The organism is Nocardiopsis xinjiangensis YIM 90004, assembly GCF_000341145.1.
Lineage (GTDB): Bacteria > Actinomycetota > Actinomycetes > Streptosporangiales > Streptosporangiaceae > Nocardiopsis > Nocardiopsis xinjiangensis.
This window is the reverse complement of the sequence record NZ_ANBE01000014.1, coordinates 218,647-237,349: the sequence shown is the minus strand read 5'-3', so window position 1 is coordinate 237,349 and position 18,703 is coordinate 218,647. Positions and strand designations below refer to the sequence as shown.

14 protein-coding genes are annotated in these 18,703 nt (G+C 69.7%); 5 read left to right on the top strand and 9 right to left on the bottom strand.

Going from position 1 to position 18,703, the window contains the following annotated elements:
- Positions 1–387, bottom strand: a 387-nt coding sequence (locus D473_RS26490; RefSeq protein WP_241474746.1) for an amidase family protein, incomplete at its 3' end; no start/stop codon positions are given.
- Between the two features lie 168 nt (positions 388–555).
- Here D473_RS26490 and D473_RS0109610 point away from each other — a divergent pair.
- Together D473_RS0109610 and ilvD are read left to right on the top strand one after the other, a co-directional pair.
- On the top strand, positions 556–1,380 hold the full coding sequence (locus D473_RS0109610; RefSeq protein ID WP_051043011.1) for a nuclease-related domain-containing protein: 825 nt from the start codon (positions 556–558) through the stop codon (positions 1,378–1,380).
- A 310-nt stretch (positions 1,381–1,690) separates the two neighbouring features.
- The gene (ilvD, locus tag D473_RS0109605; RefSeq protein ID WP_017608863.1) at positions 1,691–3,553 is read left to right on the top strand and encodes a dihydroxy-acid dehydratase; all 1,863 of its coding nucleotides are present in this window, start codon (positions 1,691–1,693) and stop codon (positions 3,551–3,553) included.
- Between the two features lie 69 nt (positions 3,554–3,622).
- Here ilvD and D473_RS26485 read toward each other — a convergent pair whose 3' ends face one another.
- Both D473_RS26485 and D473_RS0109595 read right to left on the bottom strand, forming a co-directional pair.
- On the bottom strand, positions 3,623–3,829 hold the full coding sequence (locus D473_RS26485) for an FmdB family zinc ribbon protein (RefSeq protein ID WP_026115883.1): 207 nt from the start codon (positions 3,827–3,829) through the stop codon (positions 3,623–3,625).
- A 230-nt stretch (positions 3,830–4,059) separates the two neighbouring features.
- Positions 4,060–4,560, bottom strand: a complete 501-nt coding sequence (locus tag D473_RS0109595) for an HNH endonuclease (protein ID WP_017608862.1) — start codon at positions 4,558–4,560, stop codon at positions 4,060–4,062.
- A gap of 356 nt (positions 4,561–4,916) precedes the next feature.
- Between D473_RS0109595 and D473_RS0109590 the strand changes: the two genes are divergently transcribed.
- Positions 4,917–6,992, top strand: a complete 2,076-nt coding sequence (locus D473_RS0109590; protein ID WP_017608861.1) for a prolyl oligopeptidase family serine peptidase — start codon at positions 4,917–4,919, stop codon at positions 6,990–6,992.
- A gap of 183 nt (positions 6,993–7,175) precedes the next feature.
- Positions 7,176–7,613 carry an acyl-CoA thioesterase gene (locus D473_RS0109585; protein WP_026126790.1) on the top strand — a complete coding sequence of 146 codons (438 nt, stop codon included), beginning with the start codon at positions 7,176–7,178 and terminating at the stop codon, positions 7,611–7,613.
- 25 nt (positions 7,614–7,638) lie between these two features.
- On the opposite strand, the gene D473_RS0109580 is transcribed toward D473_RS0109585, so the two are convergent.
- Together D473_RS0109580 and ettA are read right to left on the bottom strand one after the other, a co-directional pair.
- The gene (locus D473_RS0109580; protein WP_017608859.1) at positions 7,639–8,163 is read right to left on the bottom strand and encodes a globin; all 525 of its coding nucleotides are present in this window, start codon (positions 8,161–8,163) and stop codon (positions 7,639–7,641) included.
- A gap of 146 nt (positions 8,164–8,309) precedes the next feature.
- Positions 8,310–9,974: an energy-dependent translational throttle protein EttA gene (gene ettA, locus D473_RS0109575; RefSeq protein ID WP_017608858.1), complete on the bottom strand. Its 1,665-nt coding sequence runs from the start codon at positions 9,972–9,974 to the stop codon at positions 8,310–8,312.
- A 660-nt stretch (positions 9,975–10,634) separates the two neighbouring features.
- Between ettA and D473_RS0109570 the strand changes: the two genes are divergently transcribed.
- Positions 10,635–10,964 carry a hypothetical protein gene (locus D473_RS0109570; RefSeq protein WP_152436804.1) on the top strand — a complete coding sequence of 110 codons (330 nt, stop codon included), beginning with the start codon at positions 10,635–10,637 and terminating at the stop codon, positions 10,962–10,964.
- 75 nt (positions 10,965–11,039) lie between these two features.
- On the opposite strand, the gene D473_RS0109565 is transcribed toward D473_RS0109570, so the two are convergent.
- The 4 genes from D473_RS0109565 to D473_RS0109550 form a co-directional block, all read right to left on the bottom strand.
- Positions 11,040–12,212 (bottom strand): DUF4192 domain-containing protein, encoded by a 1,173-nt coding sequence (locus tag D473_RS0109565; RefSeq protein ID WP_017608856.1) that lies wholly within the window; start codon positions 12,210–12,212, stop codon positions 11,040–11,042.
- A 77-nt stretch (positions 12,213–12,289) separates the two neighbouring features.
- Complete coding sequence (locus D473_RS0109560) at positions 12,290–13,678, bottom strand: GGDEF domain-containing protein (RefSeq protein WP_017608855.1); 1,389 nt, start codon at positions 13,676–13,678, stop codon at positions 12,290–12,292.
- Positions 13,679–14,219: 541 nt separating this feature from the next.
- Entirely contained in the window at positions 14,220–16,802 is a 2,583-nt protein-coding gene (locus D473_RS0109555; protein ID WP_017608854.1) for a GTPase, read from the bottom strand.
- The gene (locus tag D473_RS0109550) at positions 16,799–18,691 is read right to left on the bottom strand and encodes a GTPase (RefSeq protein WP_017608853.1); all 1,893 of its coding nucleotides are present in this window, start codon (positions 18,689–18,691) and stop codon (positions 16,799–16,801) included. The genes D473_RS0109555 and D473_RS0109550 overlap by 4 nt, the downstream gene beginning before the upstream one ends.
- Positions 18,692–18,703 lie beyond the last annotated feature (12 nt).

Sequence of the window (18,703 nt, the reverse complement as noted above, 5' to 3'; positions counted from 1 at the left end):
CTCGGGGGTGTTGGTCTTGCCGGTCAGGACCGCACCGGCCCGGCGCAGGCGGGTGACGAGTCCACTGTCGGCAGGGGCGACGGCGTCACGGTAGGGGCGGGAACCGTGGGTCACGGGTACGTCCGCGACGGGTTCGAGGTCCTTGACCGGAACCGGCACCCCGAGAAGCGGCGGCAGGGCGCCCGGCGCTTCGTCCATGACCCGTTTCTCCGCATTCAGGGCCTGCTCCATGGCCATTTCCGGGATAACCGAAATAAAGCACCCTAAGGTCTGGTCGTGCTGTTCGGTGCGTCGCAGAACGTGCTCAGTGGCCTCAACAGGCGACAACTCACGACTGCGGACCAACGCAGCCAGCCGGTGTGCCGGAAGGTCGTGAATCTGGGTCATGGGGCCTCAGGTTAGCGGGCACCAGAGGGGGCACCCCCGGAGATGGCGCCCACTTCTCCAGAGAGACCGACGAAGACATGACCTTTCCCCGATTCCTCGCACGCACACGCGCCCGTGCAGAAGAGCGAGGAAACAACCGTGTGAGATGTCATGCACTAGGACTCGGATATGGATGGAACTAACCTGTCCGACGTGGAATCGGCAACGCGATCGAACGACCCCGAACAGACGTCGGACAACCAGGAACCAGATGACCCCGAAACCCTTTTCTTCCCGAACCAACGCAAGAGCCAGGGCAATTCGGGCGCACCGGTGTACGGAGCGCTCCTGGCGAACGTGTCCGCCCGCAAGTGGGGCGTACGCATCGGCACGGCAGCGGCGATCACCACCGTGTTCGGCCTCCTCACCTCCGAGTGGGCGGTGAGCGCGACCCTGGGCATCGTCCTCATGATCGCCTGGACCGCCTACAGCTCCCGGAGGGATTCGGAGATCCCCCGCTGGCGCAAGCCCTCCTCGGCGCAACGGCGCACCGAGGTCCAGCTGAAGGTGATGAAGCAGCTCGGCTACCGGGTACTGCACGCCCGGTCCGTTCCCGGTGGCAACGGCCAGATCGACCACTTCATCGTGGGCCGGCGGGGCGCGTTCTCCATCGACTCCGAGTCGTGGGACAAGCGCCTGCCCCTGCGCAACAAGCTGGAGAAGCTCTACCACGGGCGGTTCTCCAAGAACGAGCGCATCGACGAGGCGTTGGAGGAGGCCAAGCGCGCGGAGGAGCTCATCAGCGCCGAACTGGGCCGCGACATCAAGGTCCGGGCCTCCCTGGCCATCTACGGACCCGGAATGTCCTGGGACAGCCACCGGCTGCGGGGCGTGGACATCATCAGCGGGACCAAGGTGCGCAAGTGGTTGCGCACCGGGCGGGACCGGCTGACGGAGACCGAGATCGAGGAGATCCATCAGGCCGCGAAGAAGGCTCTGCCGCCCCGTCACTGAGGGCCGCGCACGAGTACGTGGAATCCGGGCCCGGGGCCGACCGCGATGACGTGGCCCCGGGCCCCCAGTACGTCCGGGGCCGCTTCCCCTCCCGGACCGCCCTCGGCTCCCTCGCCCCGGATCGGGCCGGGTTCGCCGCACGAGAGCCGGACTCCGGGCCACGGCCGGGAAGGAAAGGGGCGCCCCAACTGCGCCCTTCGAGAAGGCATCTCATAATACGGACGCATTATCTCCATTCCTGAGACCAAAGCGCACCCCGCCAGGGACTACCATCGAGGAACGCTCACCCCGCAACGATGGGAGTCTTACGATGCCACCCCTACGTTCACGCACGGTCACCCACGGCAGGAACATGGCCGGCGCGCGTGCCCTCATGCGCGCCACCGGCGTGGAGCGTGAGGACTTCGGCAAACCCATCGTGGCCGTGGCCAACAGCTTCACCGATTTCGTCCCCGGACACGTCCATCTGCGCGAGGTCGCCGAGGTCGTGGCGAACGCGATCCGTGAGGCCGGGGGCGTCCCCCGCGAGTTCAACTCCATCGCCGTGGACGACGGCATCGCCATGGGCCACGGCGGCATGCTCTACTCACTGCCCAGCCGTGAACTCATCGCCGACTCCCTCGAGTACATGGTCAACGCCCACTGCGCCGATGCCCTGGTGTGCGTGTCCAACTGCGACAAGATCACCCCCGGGATGCTGCTGGCCGCCATGCGCCTCAACGTCCCCACCGTGTTCGTCTCCGGCGGACCCATGGAGGCCGGCAAGGTCACCGTCGTGGACGGCACCGCGACCAAGGTCAAGAAGCTCGACCTCATCAACCCGATGATCGCCTCCGCCGACGAGAGCGTCTCCCAGGAGGAGCTCGACGAGATGGAGGAGAACGCCTGCCCGACCTGCGGTTCCTGTTCAGGCATGTTCACCGCCAACTCGATGAACTGCCTGACCGAGGCCATGGGGCTGGCGCTGCCCGGCAACGGAACCGTCCTGGCCACCCACACCGCACGCCGCGCCCTCTACGAGCAGGCCGGCCACCGCGTCGTGGAGGCCGCCCGCCGCTACTACCAGGACGAGGACCATTCGGTCCTGCCGCTCTCCATCGCCACCCCTGCGGCCTTCGGCAACGCCATGGCCCTGGACGTGGCCATGGGGGGCTCCACCAACACGATCCTGCACCTGCTGGCCACCGCCACCGAGGCCGGCGTCGACTACGGGCTGCCGGAGATCGACGAGGTCTCGCGCCGGGTCCCGTGCCTGTGCAAGGTCGCACCGAACACGGACAAGTACCACGTCGAGGACGTCCACAGGGCCGGGGGCATCCCCGCGATCCTCGGCGAGCTCGCCCGCGGCGGCCTGCTCGACACCAGCCTGCCGACCGTGCACGGCAAGACCATCGGCGCATTCATCGACGAGTGGGACATCGCCTCCGAGTCGCCGCTGCCCGAGGCCGTCGAGCTCTTCCACGCGGCGCCCGGCGGCAGGCGCACCACCAAGGCCTACTCCCAGAGCACCCGCTGGGACAGCCTCGACACCGACCGGGAACAGGGCTGCATCCGCTCCTACGAACACGCCTACACCAAGGACGGCGGGCTCGCGGTGCTCTTCGGCAACCTCGCCCCGCAGGGCGCGATCGTCAAGACCGCCGGTGTGGAGGAGGAACTGTGGACCTTCTCCGGGCCCGCGAAGGTCTTCGAGTCGCAGGAGGATGCCGTCGAGGGCATCCTGAACAAGCAGATCGAGCCCGGTGACGTGGTGGTCATCCGCTACGAGGGCCCCAAGGGCGGCCCCGGCATGCAGGAGATGCTGTACCCCACGAGCTTCCTCAAGGGCCGCGGCCTGGGCAAGGCGTGCGCGCTCATCACCGACGGGCGTTTCTCCGGCGGTACCTCCGGGCTCTCCATCGGCCACGCCTCCCCCGAGGCGGCCGCGGGCGGCGACATCGCCCTGGTCGAGAACGGCGACACCATCTCCATCGACATCCCCGACCGCGGGATGTCCCTGGAGGTGCCCGAGGACGAGCTCGACACCCGCCGCGAACGGCTGCTCAAGGAGCTGGGCCGGTTCCGTCCGCAGGACCGCGAGCGGCCGGTCACCGCGGCGCTGCGGGCCTACGCCGCGATGGCCACCTCCGCCCACACCGGCGCCGCCCGCGACGTGGCCCAGATCGAGGAGTGACGGACCCCGGACCCCGCACAGGAACCGGGGTCCGACCCGAACGGGGCCCGCCCGCTGAGGACGGATCCGTCAGGAGCAGCAGCCGCCCCCGCAGCACCCTCCGCCACCGGAGGGCGCGGGGGCGGCTGCGCGTCCGCCCACGGCGACCGTGGACAGCAGACGCACGGTGTCACCATGGCCCGACGGGCAGGAAGCGGGGTCGTCCGACCCGGACATCGGGCGGCTCAGTTCGAAGGTGTCGCCGCATTCCCGGCAACGGAACTCATATCTCGGCATGGGCAGAGCATAGGCCCTGTGCGGTGGAGGTCTTCCGAGGCTCTCGACCAGGACTGCGCCGCCAGGCCTCCGCGAGGGTCGGCGGCGGGTGGGGGTGATCGGGCCCTGGGACGTCCGCCCCGGCCCGGACAGGGATCCGCCCTCCACCGGGCCCGCTCGGGACGGGCCGCGACGGAGGGCGATCACGTGCGGGACCGACCGGGACGCGGACGTGGTCGGCCCGTCGTGTCTCAGGCCGCGAGATGCCCGGTGTAGGGCTCCCACTGGGGGTCACCGTGGATGTCACCGTTGATCAAACGCCAGTGCGGGCCTTTGGGCACCTTCGGAGTGACGTTGAGTTGCCAGCCGATCTGATCCAAGAACTTGTCGGCCTTTCGGTGATTACAAGGTTTACAAGCGGCCACCACGTTCTCCCAAACATGTGCGCCGCCGCGGCTGCGCGGAATGACGTGGTCGATGGTCTCCGCCCGTTTACCGCAGTAACCGCACATGTGCCGGTCCCTCCGCATGAGGGCCACTCGGGTCAGCGGCACCCTCCGGGCGTGGGGAACGTTGATGTACCGCCGCAACCGGATCACCGAAGGCACCTCGTAGGCTCTCGTCGCCGAGTGGAGCAGCGCCCCGGCCTCGTCCTGGTGCACGACCTCCGCCTTCTCCCGCAGAACGAGCAGGACGGCCCTGCGCAGCGGCAGTGTCGTGAGCGGTTCGAAGCTGGCATTGAGCAGAAGCACGTGCCTTCTTCCGGGCGTCGCGCCGATCGTCCCGCCGTTCCGGGCACTCATCGTCTCACCCTGGCCGCCGCACCCGGCGACCATGTCTCGTCCCCGGCCGGCCGGTCGGCCGACCAGGAGATCTCCTCGTGTACCGACCCGAGGATCGGTAGTTCTGTTCGCCTTGCCACACGGACCTCCCGGTGGTTCCCGCCGAGTTGCGTCCCGCATTCAGTCTGCTGGTTCGGACCACTCTGGCGCCACCCCAATTTACGTCGGACCTGGTCGAAACCGTGTGTTCTCCGTTTTCGACGGCCATTCCGTGTCGCCGTAAACACTTTCCGGAGCGCTTCGGAGGACTGGATAAGCTGCGGAGCATGCACGAACTCCGCTACCCCTCCGCCGAACGGCTGGACCTCACCGAGAATCTGCACGGCCACACCGTCCCCGACCCCTACCGGTGGTTGGAAGAGGCCGACTCCTCCGCGACCAAGGAGTGGTCCGAGGCCCAGGACGCCCTCTACGCGCGCGCGAGCGCCGAATACGGGGGGCGAGAGCGGTTCGCCCTCCACCTGCGTGCCCTCATGGGTTCCGGTGGGGTCGGCGCTCCCGCCCATGTCGGTGGGCGGTGCTTCTTCATGCGGCGCGACCCCGGGCAGGAGCACGCCGTACTGCTCATGGCCGAGGAGGACGGGCGCGAGCGCGTGCTCGTCGACCCCGGTGCACTCGACCCCGAGGGCCTGACCACGCTCGACGCCTGGAAGGTCGATCCGAGCGGCCGCCTGCTCGCCCACCAGCTCTCCGAGGGCGGGGACGAGGAGTCGGTCCTGCGCGTGACCGACATCGACACCGGGGAGGTCGTGGACGGCCCCATCGACCGCGGCCGCTACAGCCCCGTAGCCTGGCTCCCGGACTCCTCGGCCTTCTACTACGTGCGCCGGCTGCCCTCGGACCAGGTTCCCGAGGGCGAGGAGCACTACCACCGGCGGGTCTACCTGCACCGGCTGGGTACCCCGGCGGAGGAGGACGTGCTGGTCTTCGGCCAGGGCCGGGACATGGCCGACTTCCATCTGCCGGCACTCAGCCATGACGGGCGCTGGCTCACGGTCACCACCTCCCGGGGGACCTCCGCCGCCACCGAGGTGCGCCTGGCCGACCTGGCGGTCTCCTCCCCCGCGGCACCGGAGTTCGCGGTCCTGCAGGAGGACGACGGCTCCGCCCTCAGCCCGTACGTGGGCCGGAACGGGCAGCTGTACCTGTTCACCGACCGCGACGCCCCACGCGGACGCCTGTGTGTGGCCGACCCCGTCTCCCCCGGCGACTGGACCGAACTGGTCCCGGAGGACGCCGAGGCGGTCATGGAGGACTACGCGATCCTGGACGGCCCCGACCTGGCCCGGCCCGAGCTGCTGGTGGCCTGGGCCCGGCACGCGGTCAGTGAGATCACCCGGCACGACCTGTCCACGGGAGAGCTCCTGGGTGTCCTGGAGATGCCTGGGCTGGGCACCATCGGCGGGATCGTGGAGCGCCGTGACGGAGGGCACGAGGCCTGGTTCGGTTACACCGACACCACACATCCCTCGTCGGTGTACCGCTACGACGCTCTGGCCGGCGAGGTGACCGCGTGGGCGCACGCGCCCGGCGAGATCGAGGTCCCGGAGGTGAAGGTCGAGCAGGTGACCTACACGTCCGCGGACGGCACCCCTGTACGGATGCTCGTGGTCTCGCCCGCGGATGAGGCCGAGGGGCCGCGTCCCACGATCCTGTACGGCTACGGGGGGTTCCGGATCTCCCAGCCTCCGGCGTTCTCCCCGACGGCCCTGGCCTGGGTGGGGTCGGGCGGTGTCCACGTGGTCGCGAACCTGCGCGGCGGTCTGGAAGAGGGCGAGGAGTGGCACCGGGACGGCATGCTCGAGCGCAAGCAGAACGTCTTCGACGACTGCATCGCCGCCGGTGAGCACCTGGTCGCCACCGGGGTCACCACACCGGAGCAACTGTCGGTGCTGGGTGGCAGCAACGGCGGTCTGTTGGTCGGGGCGATGGTCACCCAGCGGCCGGACCTGTTCGCCGCGGCGGTGTGCTCGGCGCCGCTGTTGGACATGGTGCGCTACGAGCACTTCGGCCTGGGGCAGCTCTGGAACGTGGAGTACGGCACCGCCGACGACCCCGAGCAGTTGGGATGGCTGCTGGGTTACTCGCCTTACCACAACGTGCACGAGGGCACCAGGTACCCGGCGACGCTGTTCACGGTCTTCGACAACGACACCCGTGTGGACCCGTTGCACGCGCGCAAGCTGTGTGCGCAGATGCAGTGGGCGACAGCGGCAGAGCCGCAGGAACAGCCCGTGCTGCTGCGGCGCGAGTCGGAGGTCGGCCACAGTGCACGTTCGGTGACCCGGCGGGTGTCGCTCAACTCCGAACAGCTCGCTTTCCTGGCCCACCACCTGAGCTAGTTCCCGGCTGGCGCCCCGACCCCTGGGTGGCTCGGACCCAGGGGTCGGTTCCGGAGCACGTCCGCCCTCTCGAGAGGAAGAACACAGCGTTTCACTACTCGGGAGTAACCCACCCTCCTCGGAGATGTTGGGACAATCGGAGACGTCCGCCCCCCAGGAGTGCCCCACGAGAGGATCCACGACGTGACACAGACCGAGGCCGGGCCGACCGCGACCGAGACGCCCCGGCGCCACGTGCACCTGCAGCAGGTCCGCTACGCCGACCTCGACCCGCAGTTCCACGTCAACAACGTGCGCATGCTGACCTACCTGGAGGACGCCCGTATCTCGTTTCTCCACTTCGGGCGGGCCGACCAGAAGGACCAGCTCTTCGGCGCGATGGTCGTCGCACGCCAGGAGGCCGACTACCTCGCTCCGCTGCTGCCGCGCACCGAACCCGTCCGGGTCGAACTGTGGGTCACCGAAGTGCGCAACTCCAGCTTCACCCTGGCCTACGAGATCCTCGACGAGGACACCGTCTACCTGCGTGCCCGCACCGTGCTCGTCGGTTTCGACGTGCAGGCGCAGCGCGCCCGGCGGCTCGACGCCACCGAGCGCGCTTTCCTCGCAGACTACGCCTGAACCCGGCGGGCCGGTCCGGGACCGCTCACTTCAGGGAGATCGTGACGGCCTCACCGTCGTCATCGTCGTCGCTGTTGTCGGAGGAGACCGACACCGAGGCCGGGTTCGACACCCGGGGCTCCACCGTCTCCTCGGGCACGTTCACCATGCTGTGCGCGGCCATGACCATGTACTCCCACAACTGGCGCTCCAGCGGCTCGGGCAGCTCCACCGAGTCCACGGCCGCGCGCATGTGCTCGAGCCACAGGTCGCGCTCATGCGTACCGATGCGGAAGGGGGCGTGGCGCATACGCAGGCGCGGGTGGCCGCGCTGCTCGTTGTAGGTGCGCGGCCCGCCCCAGTACTGGATGAGGAACAGGCGCAGCCGTTCCTCGGCCGGGCCCAGATCCTCTTCCGGATACATGGCCCGCAGCTCCTCGTCCTGGGCCACACCCTCGTAGAAACGGCCCACCAGGCGGGTGAAGAACTCCTCCCCGCCCACGGCCTCGTAGAACGTCATGCGTACCGGCTCGTCTCCCTGGCTCTGCTGGTCATCACGCGCGGAAGTCATCGCCCCAGGCTATGCGACACCCTCTCGGCACAAGTGGGACGGAGCCCGCTCGACGGCCCCGGACCCGCACACACGTCGGGGGCCCGACCCGATCGGCCGGACCCCCGTACGCTCAGCCGGAGACCCACTGGTCGCTCAGGCGGCCGTCAGCCGCGCGTGAGCTTGCGGTGCGTGACCGCGTGCGGACGCGCGGCCTCCGGCCCCAGGCGCTCGACCTTGTTCTTCTCATAGGACTCGAAGTTGCCCTCGAACCAGAACCAGTTCGCGTCGCCCTCCCAAGCCAGGATGTGGGTGGCCACACGGTCCAGGAACCAGCGGTCGTGGGAAGTGATCACGGCGCAGCCCGGGAAGTCCAGGAGCGCGTTCTCCAGCGAACCCAGGGTCTCCACGTCCAGGTCGTTGGTGGGCTCGTCCAGCAGCAGCAGGTTGCCGCCCTGCTTGAGGGTCAGCGCCAGGTTCACGCGGTTGCGCTCACCACCGGAGAGGACCCCGGCCGGCTTCTGCTGGTCCGACCCCTTGAACCCGAACGCGGCCACGTAGGCACGGCTGGGGATCTCGACGTTGCCGACCTGGATGAAGGTCTCACCGTCGGAGATCGTCTCCCACACGTTCTTGGAGTCGTCGATACGGCCCCGGTACTGGTCGACGTAGGAGATCTCCACGGAGTTACCGATATTGATCTTGCCCTCGTCGGGGGTCTCCTCGCCCATGATCATCCGGAACAGCGTCGTCTTACCGACACCGTTGGGGCCGATCACACCGACGATGCCGTTGGGCGGCAGGGAGAAGTTGAGGTCCTCGATGAGCACACGGTCGCCGAACCCCTTGGAGAGGTTGTCGACCTCGACGACGCTGTCTCCCAGGCGCGGGCCCGGCGGGATCTGGATCTCCTCGAAGTCCAGTTTCCGGGTCTTGTCGGCCTCGGCGGCCATCTCCTCGTACCGCTGGAGACGGGCCTTGGACTTGGTCTGGCGCGCCTTGGGGTTGGAGCGGACCCACTCCAGCTCCTCCTTGATGCGGCGCTGGCGCTTGACGTCCTTCTGGCCCTCGACCTTGAGACGGGACTCCTTGGTCTCCAGGTACGTGGTGTAGTTGCCCTCGTAGGGGTAGAACTGGCCGCGGTCCAGCTCCAGGATCCAGGTGGCCACGTGGTCCAGGAAGTACCTGTCGTGAGTGATGGCCACGATGGTGCCCGGGTAGCTGGCCAGGTGCGACTCCAGCCAGTTCACGCTCTCGGCGTCCAGGTGGTTGGTGGGCTCGTCCAGCAGCAGCAGGTCGGGCTGTTCGAGCAGCAGGCGGCACAGGGCCACACGGCGCTTCTCACCGCCGGAGAGGCTGTCCACCGACGCGTCCCCGGGCGGGCAGCGCAGGGCGTCCATGGCCTGCGCGAGCTGGCTGTCGAGGTCCCAGGCGCCCCGGTGGTCGAGCTGCTCCTGCAGCTTGCCCATTTCCTCCATGAGATCGTCGGAGTAGTCCGTCGCCATCTTCTCGGCGATCTCGTTGAAGCGGACCATCATGTCCTTGGTCTCGCGAACGCCGTCCTCGACGTTCTCCAGGACGGTCTTGTTCTCGTCGAGGCGGGGTTCCTGCGCGAGCAGCCCGACGGTGAACCCCGGCATCAGCCGCGCTTCTCCGTTGGACGGCTGTTCGATGCCGGCCATGATCTTCAGAAGCGTCGACTTACCCGCCCCGTTGGGGCCCACGACGCCGATCTTGGCTCCGGGCAGGAACGACCCCGAAACGTTGTCCAGGACGACTTTGTCGCCGTGCGCCTTGCGCACGTTCTGCATGGTGTAGATGTACTCCGGCATGTCTCCCAGCCTAGGGTGTCAGGGGGATTGTCAGGACCACGAGCGCAGACGGAGCGGGGACACTCTGTGACCGCTGTGGAGAGCTCGTGCGTGCGCGGGATCGGAGCAGCGTGGTGGACGGGGTCTTCGTGCGTCTCGTGCGCGACCGTCGGGCCGGTCCCGATCCCCTCCGACCAGGACACTTTTCGGGCCGGTTTTCTTCCTGGGCCAGGGGCGGGGGCACTCGGGTACGGCGGCACGAAAACCGACTCCTGCGGCCACGCGGGCCATCCCGTTCCGAGGGAATCGTCCCACAGCTTCTGGCAACGTTCGCCGGTTTCCGGCGCCGCGTCCATGGCGGCAGCGGTACCGGGGGCGGAGGCCGGTGTCCGCGCTCCGCATCACCGACCTGGAGCGTGCTCACGCCCGGCCGTGCGGACGACGCGGACCGCTCCACCGTCAGGCCCCGAGGACCCACGGCCGCATGAAGCCGTGCGGAATCGAACGGGCGAGGACGCGTCATACCCCCGCCGTGGTCGCGTCCGGTCATGGGGAGCACCTTTTGGCCCCAGACGGCACCGGAGACCGCCGCAACCCTGCGTCGGTTCCCCGGGGCACCGTCCGAGCGCTCCCCCACCCCGGCGATCCCCGGGGATGCCCATCGAGGAAGGACTGACCCCCGTGTGTGAACACTTCACGGAACCCGACGACAGGCCCGACCCCGTGTCCGCGCCCGAGCAGTACGCCGACCATCTCTTCGACGTCGTGTCCGGAAACCTGCGCGACCGTCCCGAGCGCGTCGGGTGGTCCTCCCCTCCGGACCGGGCGACCGAGGCCGAACTCTGGGACTTCGTGGAGCAGGCCGCACACGCCTACCGCTGCCTGCGGCTGGACCTCGTCGCAGCGGACGCGAAGTTCGATGAGCTCCACGAGTGGATCGTCTCCGGCCGGCCCCTTCCCGCCCCGTGGCGCAAGCGTTACGTCCCGCGTGGCACCGCCGGGGACGAATGACCCGACCCCGGGAGCACGAACCCCGAGCAGGATCGGTCCGGTGGTGTCGGCCCCGGACCGATCAAGGAGGCCTTCTCACCCGGGATACCCCTTGAGATGGTCCAGCCACCGTTCCACGGGCAACCCCACACTCACCGCCTGCTGCATCAGCAACGCCATGGAGTAGTGCGGATCGGCGGCCAGGGCGGCTTCCAGCGCGGCCTGGGCCAGGACCAGGTCCTGGAGCTGCCAGGCGGCGACGGCGGCCAAGGAGGCGGGCGCGGCACGGTCGGCCGCCCGGGCCGCGCGGGTGACACGGGACCACAGATCCAGATGGGTTCGGGCGGTCCCGGGGGTGATGGCGGCCCATACGGTGTCGCGCACCGGGCGCTCGCGCAGGAACACGGACAGGCGCACCAGTTCGTCGACCCCGTGGGGCCCGGTACCGGCGCGTTCGGCCTCCACCGCGGCACGCACCACCGACGCCCCGCAACGGCGCAGGACCCTGGTGCCGGACCTGCGGAGACCATCGGCCTCGGCCTCGGAGTCGGTGAGGGCCGCACGGACCGTCTCGGACCGCAGCGACCCGGGCGGCTCCAGGTTCCGACGGGCCCGGGCGACCTCGCCCAGCACGGTGCGCAGGGGTGGCCTCGGGACCAGCCCGCGCAGCACCGCGTCGGCCGGCCCGGTGGACCGGTCGGGGTCGAGACCGGTCCCCTCGGGCGGGCAGCACTCCGGGCGCGAGCACATCTGTGACCAGTATCGGCCGGCGTGGACCCGGAAGGCTTCCAGGACGGCCAGCCCCCGGCGTCCGGCCACCGTGACGAGACCGCCCACGTGGCCCGCGACCTGCTCGGCGGTACCGTAGCCGACCACGACGAGGGCGTCGGCCCCTTCGGCCATGGCGCTGTCGACCGGCGGCCCGGCACAGGTGAGTGGGTCACGGGGACCGGTGCGCCCGAGGTCGCGGCACAGGACCGAGTGCACTGCGGTGCCGCGCAGGGTGAGGACCACCAGACCGGGTTCGGGCGGCTCCCCGACCAGATAGGGCATGGTCGCCACGACGTCGTTGGGTGAGGACAGGCTGATGCGGTCGGCCCGTGCGGGGTCGGCGGGCCCGGACACCGGATGGCCGCTGCCCGGAGCACCCCCGGCGACGGCGCTGTCCGTGTCGGAGCTACCGCCGGTGCTGTCGCAGCCGCCGGGGTCGCCGTGGTTGTCATCGGGGTCGGAGGGATCGGACGGGGGATGAGCGTGGTATGAGGCCATGACCTCACGGTGAGTGACTCCGACCCGCTCCGCAACGGCCCTCTCACCGCCTGTGGACAACGCTGGTCAGGTGCCGGTCAGGTGATATCCCCGGAGGGCCGCTGGGCCGGTGCGGAACCGGGGAGGTGACCCTCGGTGGAACCCGGCAGGTGACCCTCTCTCGGCCCGGGGATATGCCCACCCAGGCCGGGACGCCCCGCGGGAAGGCACACCCGGTTGCGCCCGGTCTCCTTGGCCCGGTACAGCGCCAGATCGGCGGCGGTGAGCAGTTCGACGAGGTCGTTCCCGTGGTCACCGGCGACGGCCACACCGACCGAGACGGTGATCGCCACGGGCACGTCGTCCACGGCGATCTCCAAGTCGCCGACCCGGGCCCGCAGCCGCTCGGCGGCACGACCGGCCTCCTCGATGTCGGAACCGGGCAGAAGCACCACGAACTCCTCGCCACCGAACCGTCCGAGCAGGTCGGACTGGCGCAACTCCTGGCCGATGGTGGTGGCGACCCCGAGCAGCACCTGGTCGCCGAAGAGATGGCCGTAGCTGTCGTTGACGCGTTTGAAGTGGTCGATGTCGAGGATGAGCACAGCAGCACGCCCCTGCGTGCTGCGGGCCCGCGAGATCTCCTTCACAGCGGCCTGCTCCCACGTAGGGGCGTTGAGCAACCCGGTCTTGGGATCGGTACGCGCCGCGATCTGGAGCTGCTGGTAGAGCAGGCTGCGTTGCAGGAGCAGGGTCGGGGGGATCGCTATGGCCAGCAGCAGGAGCGAGACCTGGGCCAGGATGGCGACGGTGATCCCGACGCATAATTCAACGGCGTCCACCATGATCGCCTCACGGTCCAGGGCAGTGCTCCGGCCCCGCTCGGGGCGGTCGCTGACACGTGCGGCGAAAGCGATCATGGCGGCGTTGAGCCCGGTGAAGGCCATGCAGCACAGCACCGCAAGCACCACCCCGTCGACGGAGAGGAGCGAGGAGGAGGCATCGGAGGTACCACCCAACCCGGCGATCGGGTCACCCGCGTGTACCCCGTGCCAGAGCACCGACGCCAGGAATCCGCAGAGGGCTACCGAGCACGCGTTGAACACCCGCCGGTGCACCCACGCCCACCGCACCCGTGTCTGAAGCAGCACGAAGACCGGAAGGGGTGCCAGGAGCGCATAGATCGGCGGCAGGAGCAAAACCACGGGGAACCACCAGGCCCCCAGCAGGTCGTGCGAGATCCCGCGCGGCTGGCCCAGGCGGCGCACGCCCTCCACCGAGACGGCCGCGCACAGCATGAGCGCGACGAAGGTGACCATGTCCGTGGTGGCGGGCGTGGTCAGGGCGGCGGTGGCACCGACGAGGAACAGCACGGCGAAAACCAACGACCCCAGACAGGCCACGAACCCCCGGGGTTGTTGAAGGATCGGCCAGCCGGGACGTTCACCGGACGCCTGGTCGGCTGCTGGTTGCTCCGAGATGCTCACGTCTCCCGCCTCCCTCCCGGATTCACTCCGTGTCGACTGCCCCATACACGCCTGTGATGGGCCCATCCTCTCCAGAGGTTCTCCTTCAGACGGAACGTGATGTCTCCGAGTTCCCCTTCAGTACCGAACTGTCACCTCAGCGGCTTCGGCGGTGCACTAGAGCATCATCGGCACCCCTGTCGATCACACACGACTTACTTTACATTACGTTGAGTAATTTATTTATTGCTCATTGTACGGTCAGCGCAGGCAGAGACCAAGGTTGCCACTCGACCTCCTCCGGGAGGGGCTTGGGATCCCCCGGAAACTGGTACATCCTTCCTGGGGCGGCGGTACGGAGGATCAGGTGGTCCTCTCACCCCTCCCGACCGTCCGCCCGCACGTGGAAACCCCCGACAAGACAAGGAGCGTGCCCTCATGAGCAAGGGTGTGAGCTGGGCCTGAAGGCCCTGAGGAACGAACCGGGGGCGGGCGGCAGTACTGATGCCGCCCGCCCCCGGGCCGGTGCGGGCACCCGTCACCGGGACCGCTCGTGTCCGTCTCAGTCCGCGCCGGCCCCCCGAGCCACGCCGTAGGCGCGCCGGAAGACCCGGAAACGCTCCAATTCGGCTTCCAGTGGCCGCACCACCCGTTCACCGGCGATCTCGCGCACGCTCGCCTCGGCGGTGCGTTCGATCTCCTCCCGACGTTGGACGGCGGCGACCTCCACGAGATTTCCGCACCCCACTCCGGTGAGCCAGCCGACCAGCAACGAGGCGGCCACCACCACGCCCGCGTAGGCGATGAAGATCGGATCGTCGAAGAGCCGCACTCCGGTGATGCCACCGCCCATCCAGCTCAGCGCCGCCACCACTGCCCAGGCCACGCCCACACCGGCAACGCCCAGCAGCACGTACTGCAGGATCCGCGCGAAACCCCACCAGGACGGGGTCCGCTCCGAGCCGCGCACAGCACCGTCGACGGCCCCACCCAGCTCGGAGGTCAACTCCTCCGCCCTCGAACGGGCCGCCGCGCGCATGCGCCGGCGCCACATCGGCGGCATGTCCTCGGAGACACCGTCGGCCGCCTCGACCAGGGATTTCTCCAGCTCGGCCCCGTGTGCGTCCACACGCCCGGAGACACCGTTCTCGGTGTCGCGGCGCACGAAATCCAGATGCACGGCCGCCAGCGGGTCCTTGCGCAGCTTGGTCAGCCGGCGCACCACGGGCCACCCGACCCGGCGCCGCCCGCGCCGCACGTCGTTGGCCTCGGTGACGTCGGCGACCGCGCTCACCCCCGCCGCGTTCGAGAGCCCCTTCTGCAAGGAGGAACGCACCTCGGTGGACACGGTCGTGGGGATCTCACCCTCGCCCTGGAACGGTTCGAAGTCACGCACGATGACGTCGAGGTCGGCGTCCAGCCGGTCGACCAGCGCACGGCGTTCCCGCACCGTGTCCGAAAGGAAGTCGCGCAGGTCGTCCACGCCATGGTCGGTGATGGTCGAGGTGGTGATGATGCGCGGGTGGACCCCCGACTCCGTCTCCAACAGGCGCCGCAGATCGGTGAGCAGTTCCTCGAGCTCCTCCGACTCGACCTTGTCGACCTGGTTGAGCACGGCCACGGTCACCGCGCCGTGCCCGGCCATGTTGGCCAGGTAGCGGTGGTGGAGGGCGGCGTCGGCGTACTTCTGCGGGTCCACGACCCACACGAGCAGGTCCACGGAACCGATGAGCCGGTCGGCCTCACTCGTGTGCATGCTGCGCACCGAGTCGTGGTCGGGCAGGTCGAGCAGGACCAACCCGTGGAGTTCGGAGTTGCCCGAGTCCAGCACGCCCGTGCGCGAGTGGCGGTACCGAGGCGGCACGCCCAGCCAGCCGAGCAGGTCGTCGGCGCCCTCGTTCCCCCACACACACGCGTGCGCCTTGGAGGTGGTGGGCCGGGTGATGCCGGTCTGCGACAGTTCCAGCCCGCACAAGGCGTTGAACAGGGAGGACTTGCCGCTTCCGGTTCCTCCTGCCAGAGCGACGACGGTGTGCTCGCCCGACAGGCGCAGACGGGCCCCGGCGTGTTCCAGGAGCTGGGAGGAGCGTTCGGTCACCGAGGAGGGCAGCTCGCCCTCGCCGATCTCCAGCAGACTCTCGAGCGAGTCCAGGCGTTCGACGAGCTCGTCCCTGGTGGAGGTGCGGGCCGGGCGCCAGGTGTCCTGGTTGGTGGGACGGTATGCCTCTCCCTCGGAGCCCTCGGAGCCCTCCTCGTCGGTACCGCTCCCGTCGGTGTTCCCGTCGGTGGCCGCCGATGTGCCGGTCCCTGCCCCGTCGTCGGCGGTATCGTCCTCGGCGGTCTCGGGGCCCAGGGCACGGAAGGCCCCCGACACGGGCGAGGCCCCGGGCACGCGGCGCGGCAGCGGTGGCGGATCGTCCGGTCCGCGGGTGGTCTCGGTCTGCGCGTGCCCGGTGCTCTCGTCGGGCACGGTGGCCGCGGCGTCCTCGGAAGGACCGGAGGAAGGCTCGGTCTCGGCGGGCCCTTCGGGTTGCTCTCCCGGTGCCCCTGGGTCGTGGGCGCCGGCCTGCGCGGTCGCGGACCAGGTCGGCCCGGCAGGGCCGGCGGCTTCGGGAAGCTCGTCGCGGACGCCCTCGGCCTCGGACCCCTGCCGGGGCCGCTCGGGCGCGGGCACGGCCGGGAAGGCCCCGGTCACACGGCCCGCGATCCGGGTGTCGTCGGCCGCCTCCGTGAGGCTGTCGACCCACCCGGCCAGACCGTCCGGATCGTCCTCGCCGGGCTCGGGTCCACGGCCGCTGCCCGCCCCCGACGGGCGCGCGTGGCGTCCCGTGGAACGCTGCGGGGGCCGCTCCCCTGCCTCGGTCGCACCGGCCGGCCCCGAGGGCGCCGGGTAGCCCGTGATCCCGTCGTAACCGGCTTCCTCCGCCGAGGGGTTGCTCTCAGCCGCGTACTCGGGGCGCTCGGGCACCGGCATCGTGTAGACACGCCAGGGCCCGGGATCGGGCTCGGACCGTTCCGGTTCCTGGCGCTGCTCCTCGGGCTCCTGCGAAGCCTCGTGGCGTCTGCTCGTGTGCTCCTCCTCGGTCCCGTCGGTGTCGGAGCCGGAGCCCCCCTGGTTCTCCGCGGGGTTCCACTGAGTCGTCATCGTGAAATCTCAAGGTTGTATTTGGCCTGGTAGAGCTGGACGGCGGCGTCCTCCGACGGGACCCCTGCCGACGCGAGCGCGGCGTCGAAGGGCACACGCTCCCGCTGGAGCAGGCCCTCGACGCGCGCACGGAGGTTCTCCCGTGCGGTCGCGCCCATGCTGCGCAGGGACGGTGCGCCGAACAGCCCCTTGAGCAGGCGCTGCGGCGAGGGGCCGGAAGCCTCGGCCGCGTGGGCCCCGCCCCCGGACTGGCTGCGTTCGTAGCCGAGCAGGTCGATGATCAGGACCAAGGCCACGACGTCGTGGTCGAAGGTGACGAACCGGGCCACGGAACGCTTGGTGGCGCCTCGCTCCGCGGTCATCTCCGCGATCTCACGCTGCCACTCGGCGATCTCCTGCCGCACCTGCTGGGCGAGCATGCCGGTACCGGGCTTGTCGAGCGCCTCGGCAGCGAGGTCCCCGCCACCGGAGACGACGCGCCACCGGTCCTCGATGTCGTCGGAAGCACGTTCGCTCGCCGCGACCACCAGGGCCTCGAGGGAATCGCGCACCGCGCCTTCCAGGGAACCGACGCGCCTGCCGCGTTCGTCCTGCTGCGCTTTGGCCTTGCGGGAGCGCTTGCTGCGTATCTTCAGGCTCTTGGCGAGCTCACCGCTGGCCGCGACCTCGTGCCAGCGCGCCAGCAGCGTTCCACGCAGCAGGGAGCCGTCTCCCAGAGCGGAGTCGATGCGCTGGGCGGCACCGGTGTAGGCGTCGTCCACAGCCGTCTCCAACTCCCGGGAGAGCTCGATCTGGCCCTCCACACAGCGGATGAGCTCGGGCACCCGCTCGGCGAAGCTGTCGATGACCCCGATGAAGGTGCGGCGGGAGACACGGTCGCGCTGTTCGTCCTCGCCGGCCACGTCCGCCAGGTAGTCCCGGACGGGATCGGCGACGTTGGAGGTGAAGCGTTCTCCCACGATCTGGTCGGTCTCGGGGAGGGCGAAACGGGTGGCGTTGCCCAGGCCGTTGGCCTCCAGCATCGCGCCGAAGTGGTCGAGCAGCTGGTGGCGGCCCTTGCGCGGCACCCGGGAGAGCACCACGGCCAGGGAGGTGTCGCGGTCCCGGGCCACCTGCAGGAACTCCCACACACGGGCGTCGGCGTAGCGGGTACTGGTGGTGACGAAGACCCACAGGTCGGCGGCGTCCAGGAACTTCGACGCGAACTCGTGGTGAGCGGCCACGGCGGAGTCGACGTCCGGGGTGTCGAGCAGCGCGACACCGGGCGGCATGGCCTCACTCGCGGCGAGCACGAGCATGCCGTCCTTGCCGGGCATGGCCAGACCCTGCTGGCGCACGCGCGGCAGGGTCGGGATGAAGTGCGATTCGCTGAACCAGCCGACGTCGGCGGGGTTGCACGCCAGTACGGGGCTGTTGGTGGTGGGACGTCGCACTCCCGTGGTCGTGACCTGTTCGCCCACCAGGCTGTTGACCAGCGTGGACTTGCCCGCCCCGGTGGATCCCGCCACGGCGATCAGCAAGGGGATGTCGGGGCGGCGCACACGGGGCAGCACGTAGTCGGAGAGCTGTGCCAGCAGGTCGGTCTGCAGCACCTCGCCCTCGTCGGCGCCGGGCAGCCCCTGGGCGAAACGCAGATCCTGGATCTGGGCGCGTAGCGACTCCAGGACCTGTTCGAAACGGCCGTCGTCGGAGGCCGGAGCGCGGTGTTTGGCACGCCCGGCCGAGATGGGGACGGTCGGGCCCCGGCGCCCGTCGGCGTACGGGGTGCCCGCCTCGGGCACGCCCTGGTGCCCTTCGCTGGTCTGGTCGGAGGTGACGGCCGGTCCTGGGTCGAACCGGTCCGAAGCACCGGAGCCGGTGGCGTTCGGTGCAGCCGACGGCCGGGTCATGATCGGTATGCC

Excerpts from the sequence above, each read along its gene's own strand:
- D473_RS0109610 (WP_051043011.1), top strand. The coding sequence starts at position 556 with ATGGATGGAACTAACCTGTCCGACGTGGAATCGGCAACGCGATCGAAC.
- ilvD (WP_017608863.1), top strand. The coding sequence starts at position 1,691 with ATGCCACCCCTACGTTCACGCACGGTCACCCACGGCAGGAACATGGCC.
- D473_RS26485 (WP_026115883.1), bottom strand. The coding sequence starts at position 3,829 with ATGCCGAGATATGAGTTCCGTTGCCGGGAATGCGGCGACACCTTCGAA.
- D473_RS0109590 (WP_017608861.1), top strand. The coding sequence starts at position 4,917 with ATGCACGAACTCCGCTACCCCTCCGCCGAACGGCTGGACCTCACCGAG.
- D473_RS0109580 (WP_017608859.1), bottom strand. The coding sequence starts at position 8,163 with ATGACTTCCGCGCGTGATGACCAGCAGAGCCAGGGAGACGAGCCGGTA.
- ettA (WP_017608858.1), bottom strand. The coding sequence starts at position 9,974 with ATGCCGGAGTACATCTACACCATGCAGAACGTGCGCAAGGCGCACGGC.
- D473_RS0109565 (WP_017608856.1), bottom strand. The coding sequence starts at position 12,212 with ATGGCCTCATACCACGCTCATCCCCCGTCCGATCCCTCCGACCCCGAT.
- D473_RS0109555 (WP_017608854.1), bottom strand. The coding sequence starts at position 16,802 with ATGACGACTCAGTGGAACCCCGCGGAGAACCAGGGGGGCTCCGGCTCC.
- D473_RS0109550 (WP_017608853.1), bottom strand. The coding sequence starts at position 18,691 with ATGACCCGGCCGTCGGCTGCACCGAACGCCACCGGCTCCGGTGCTTCG.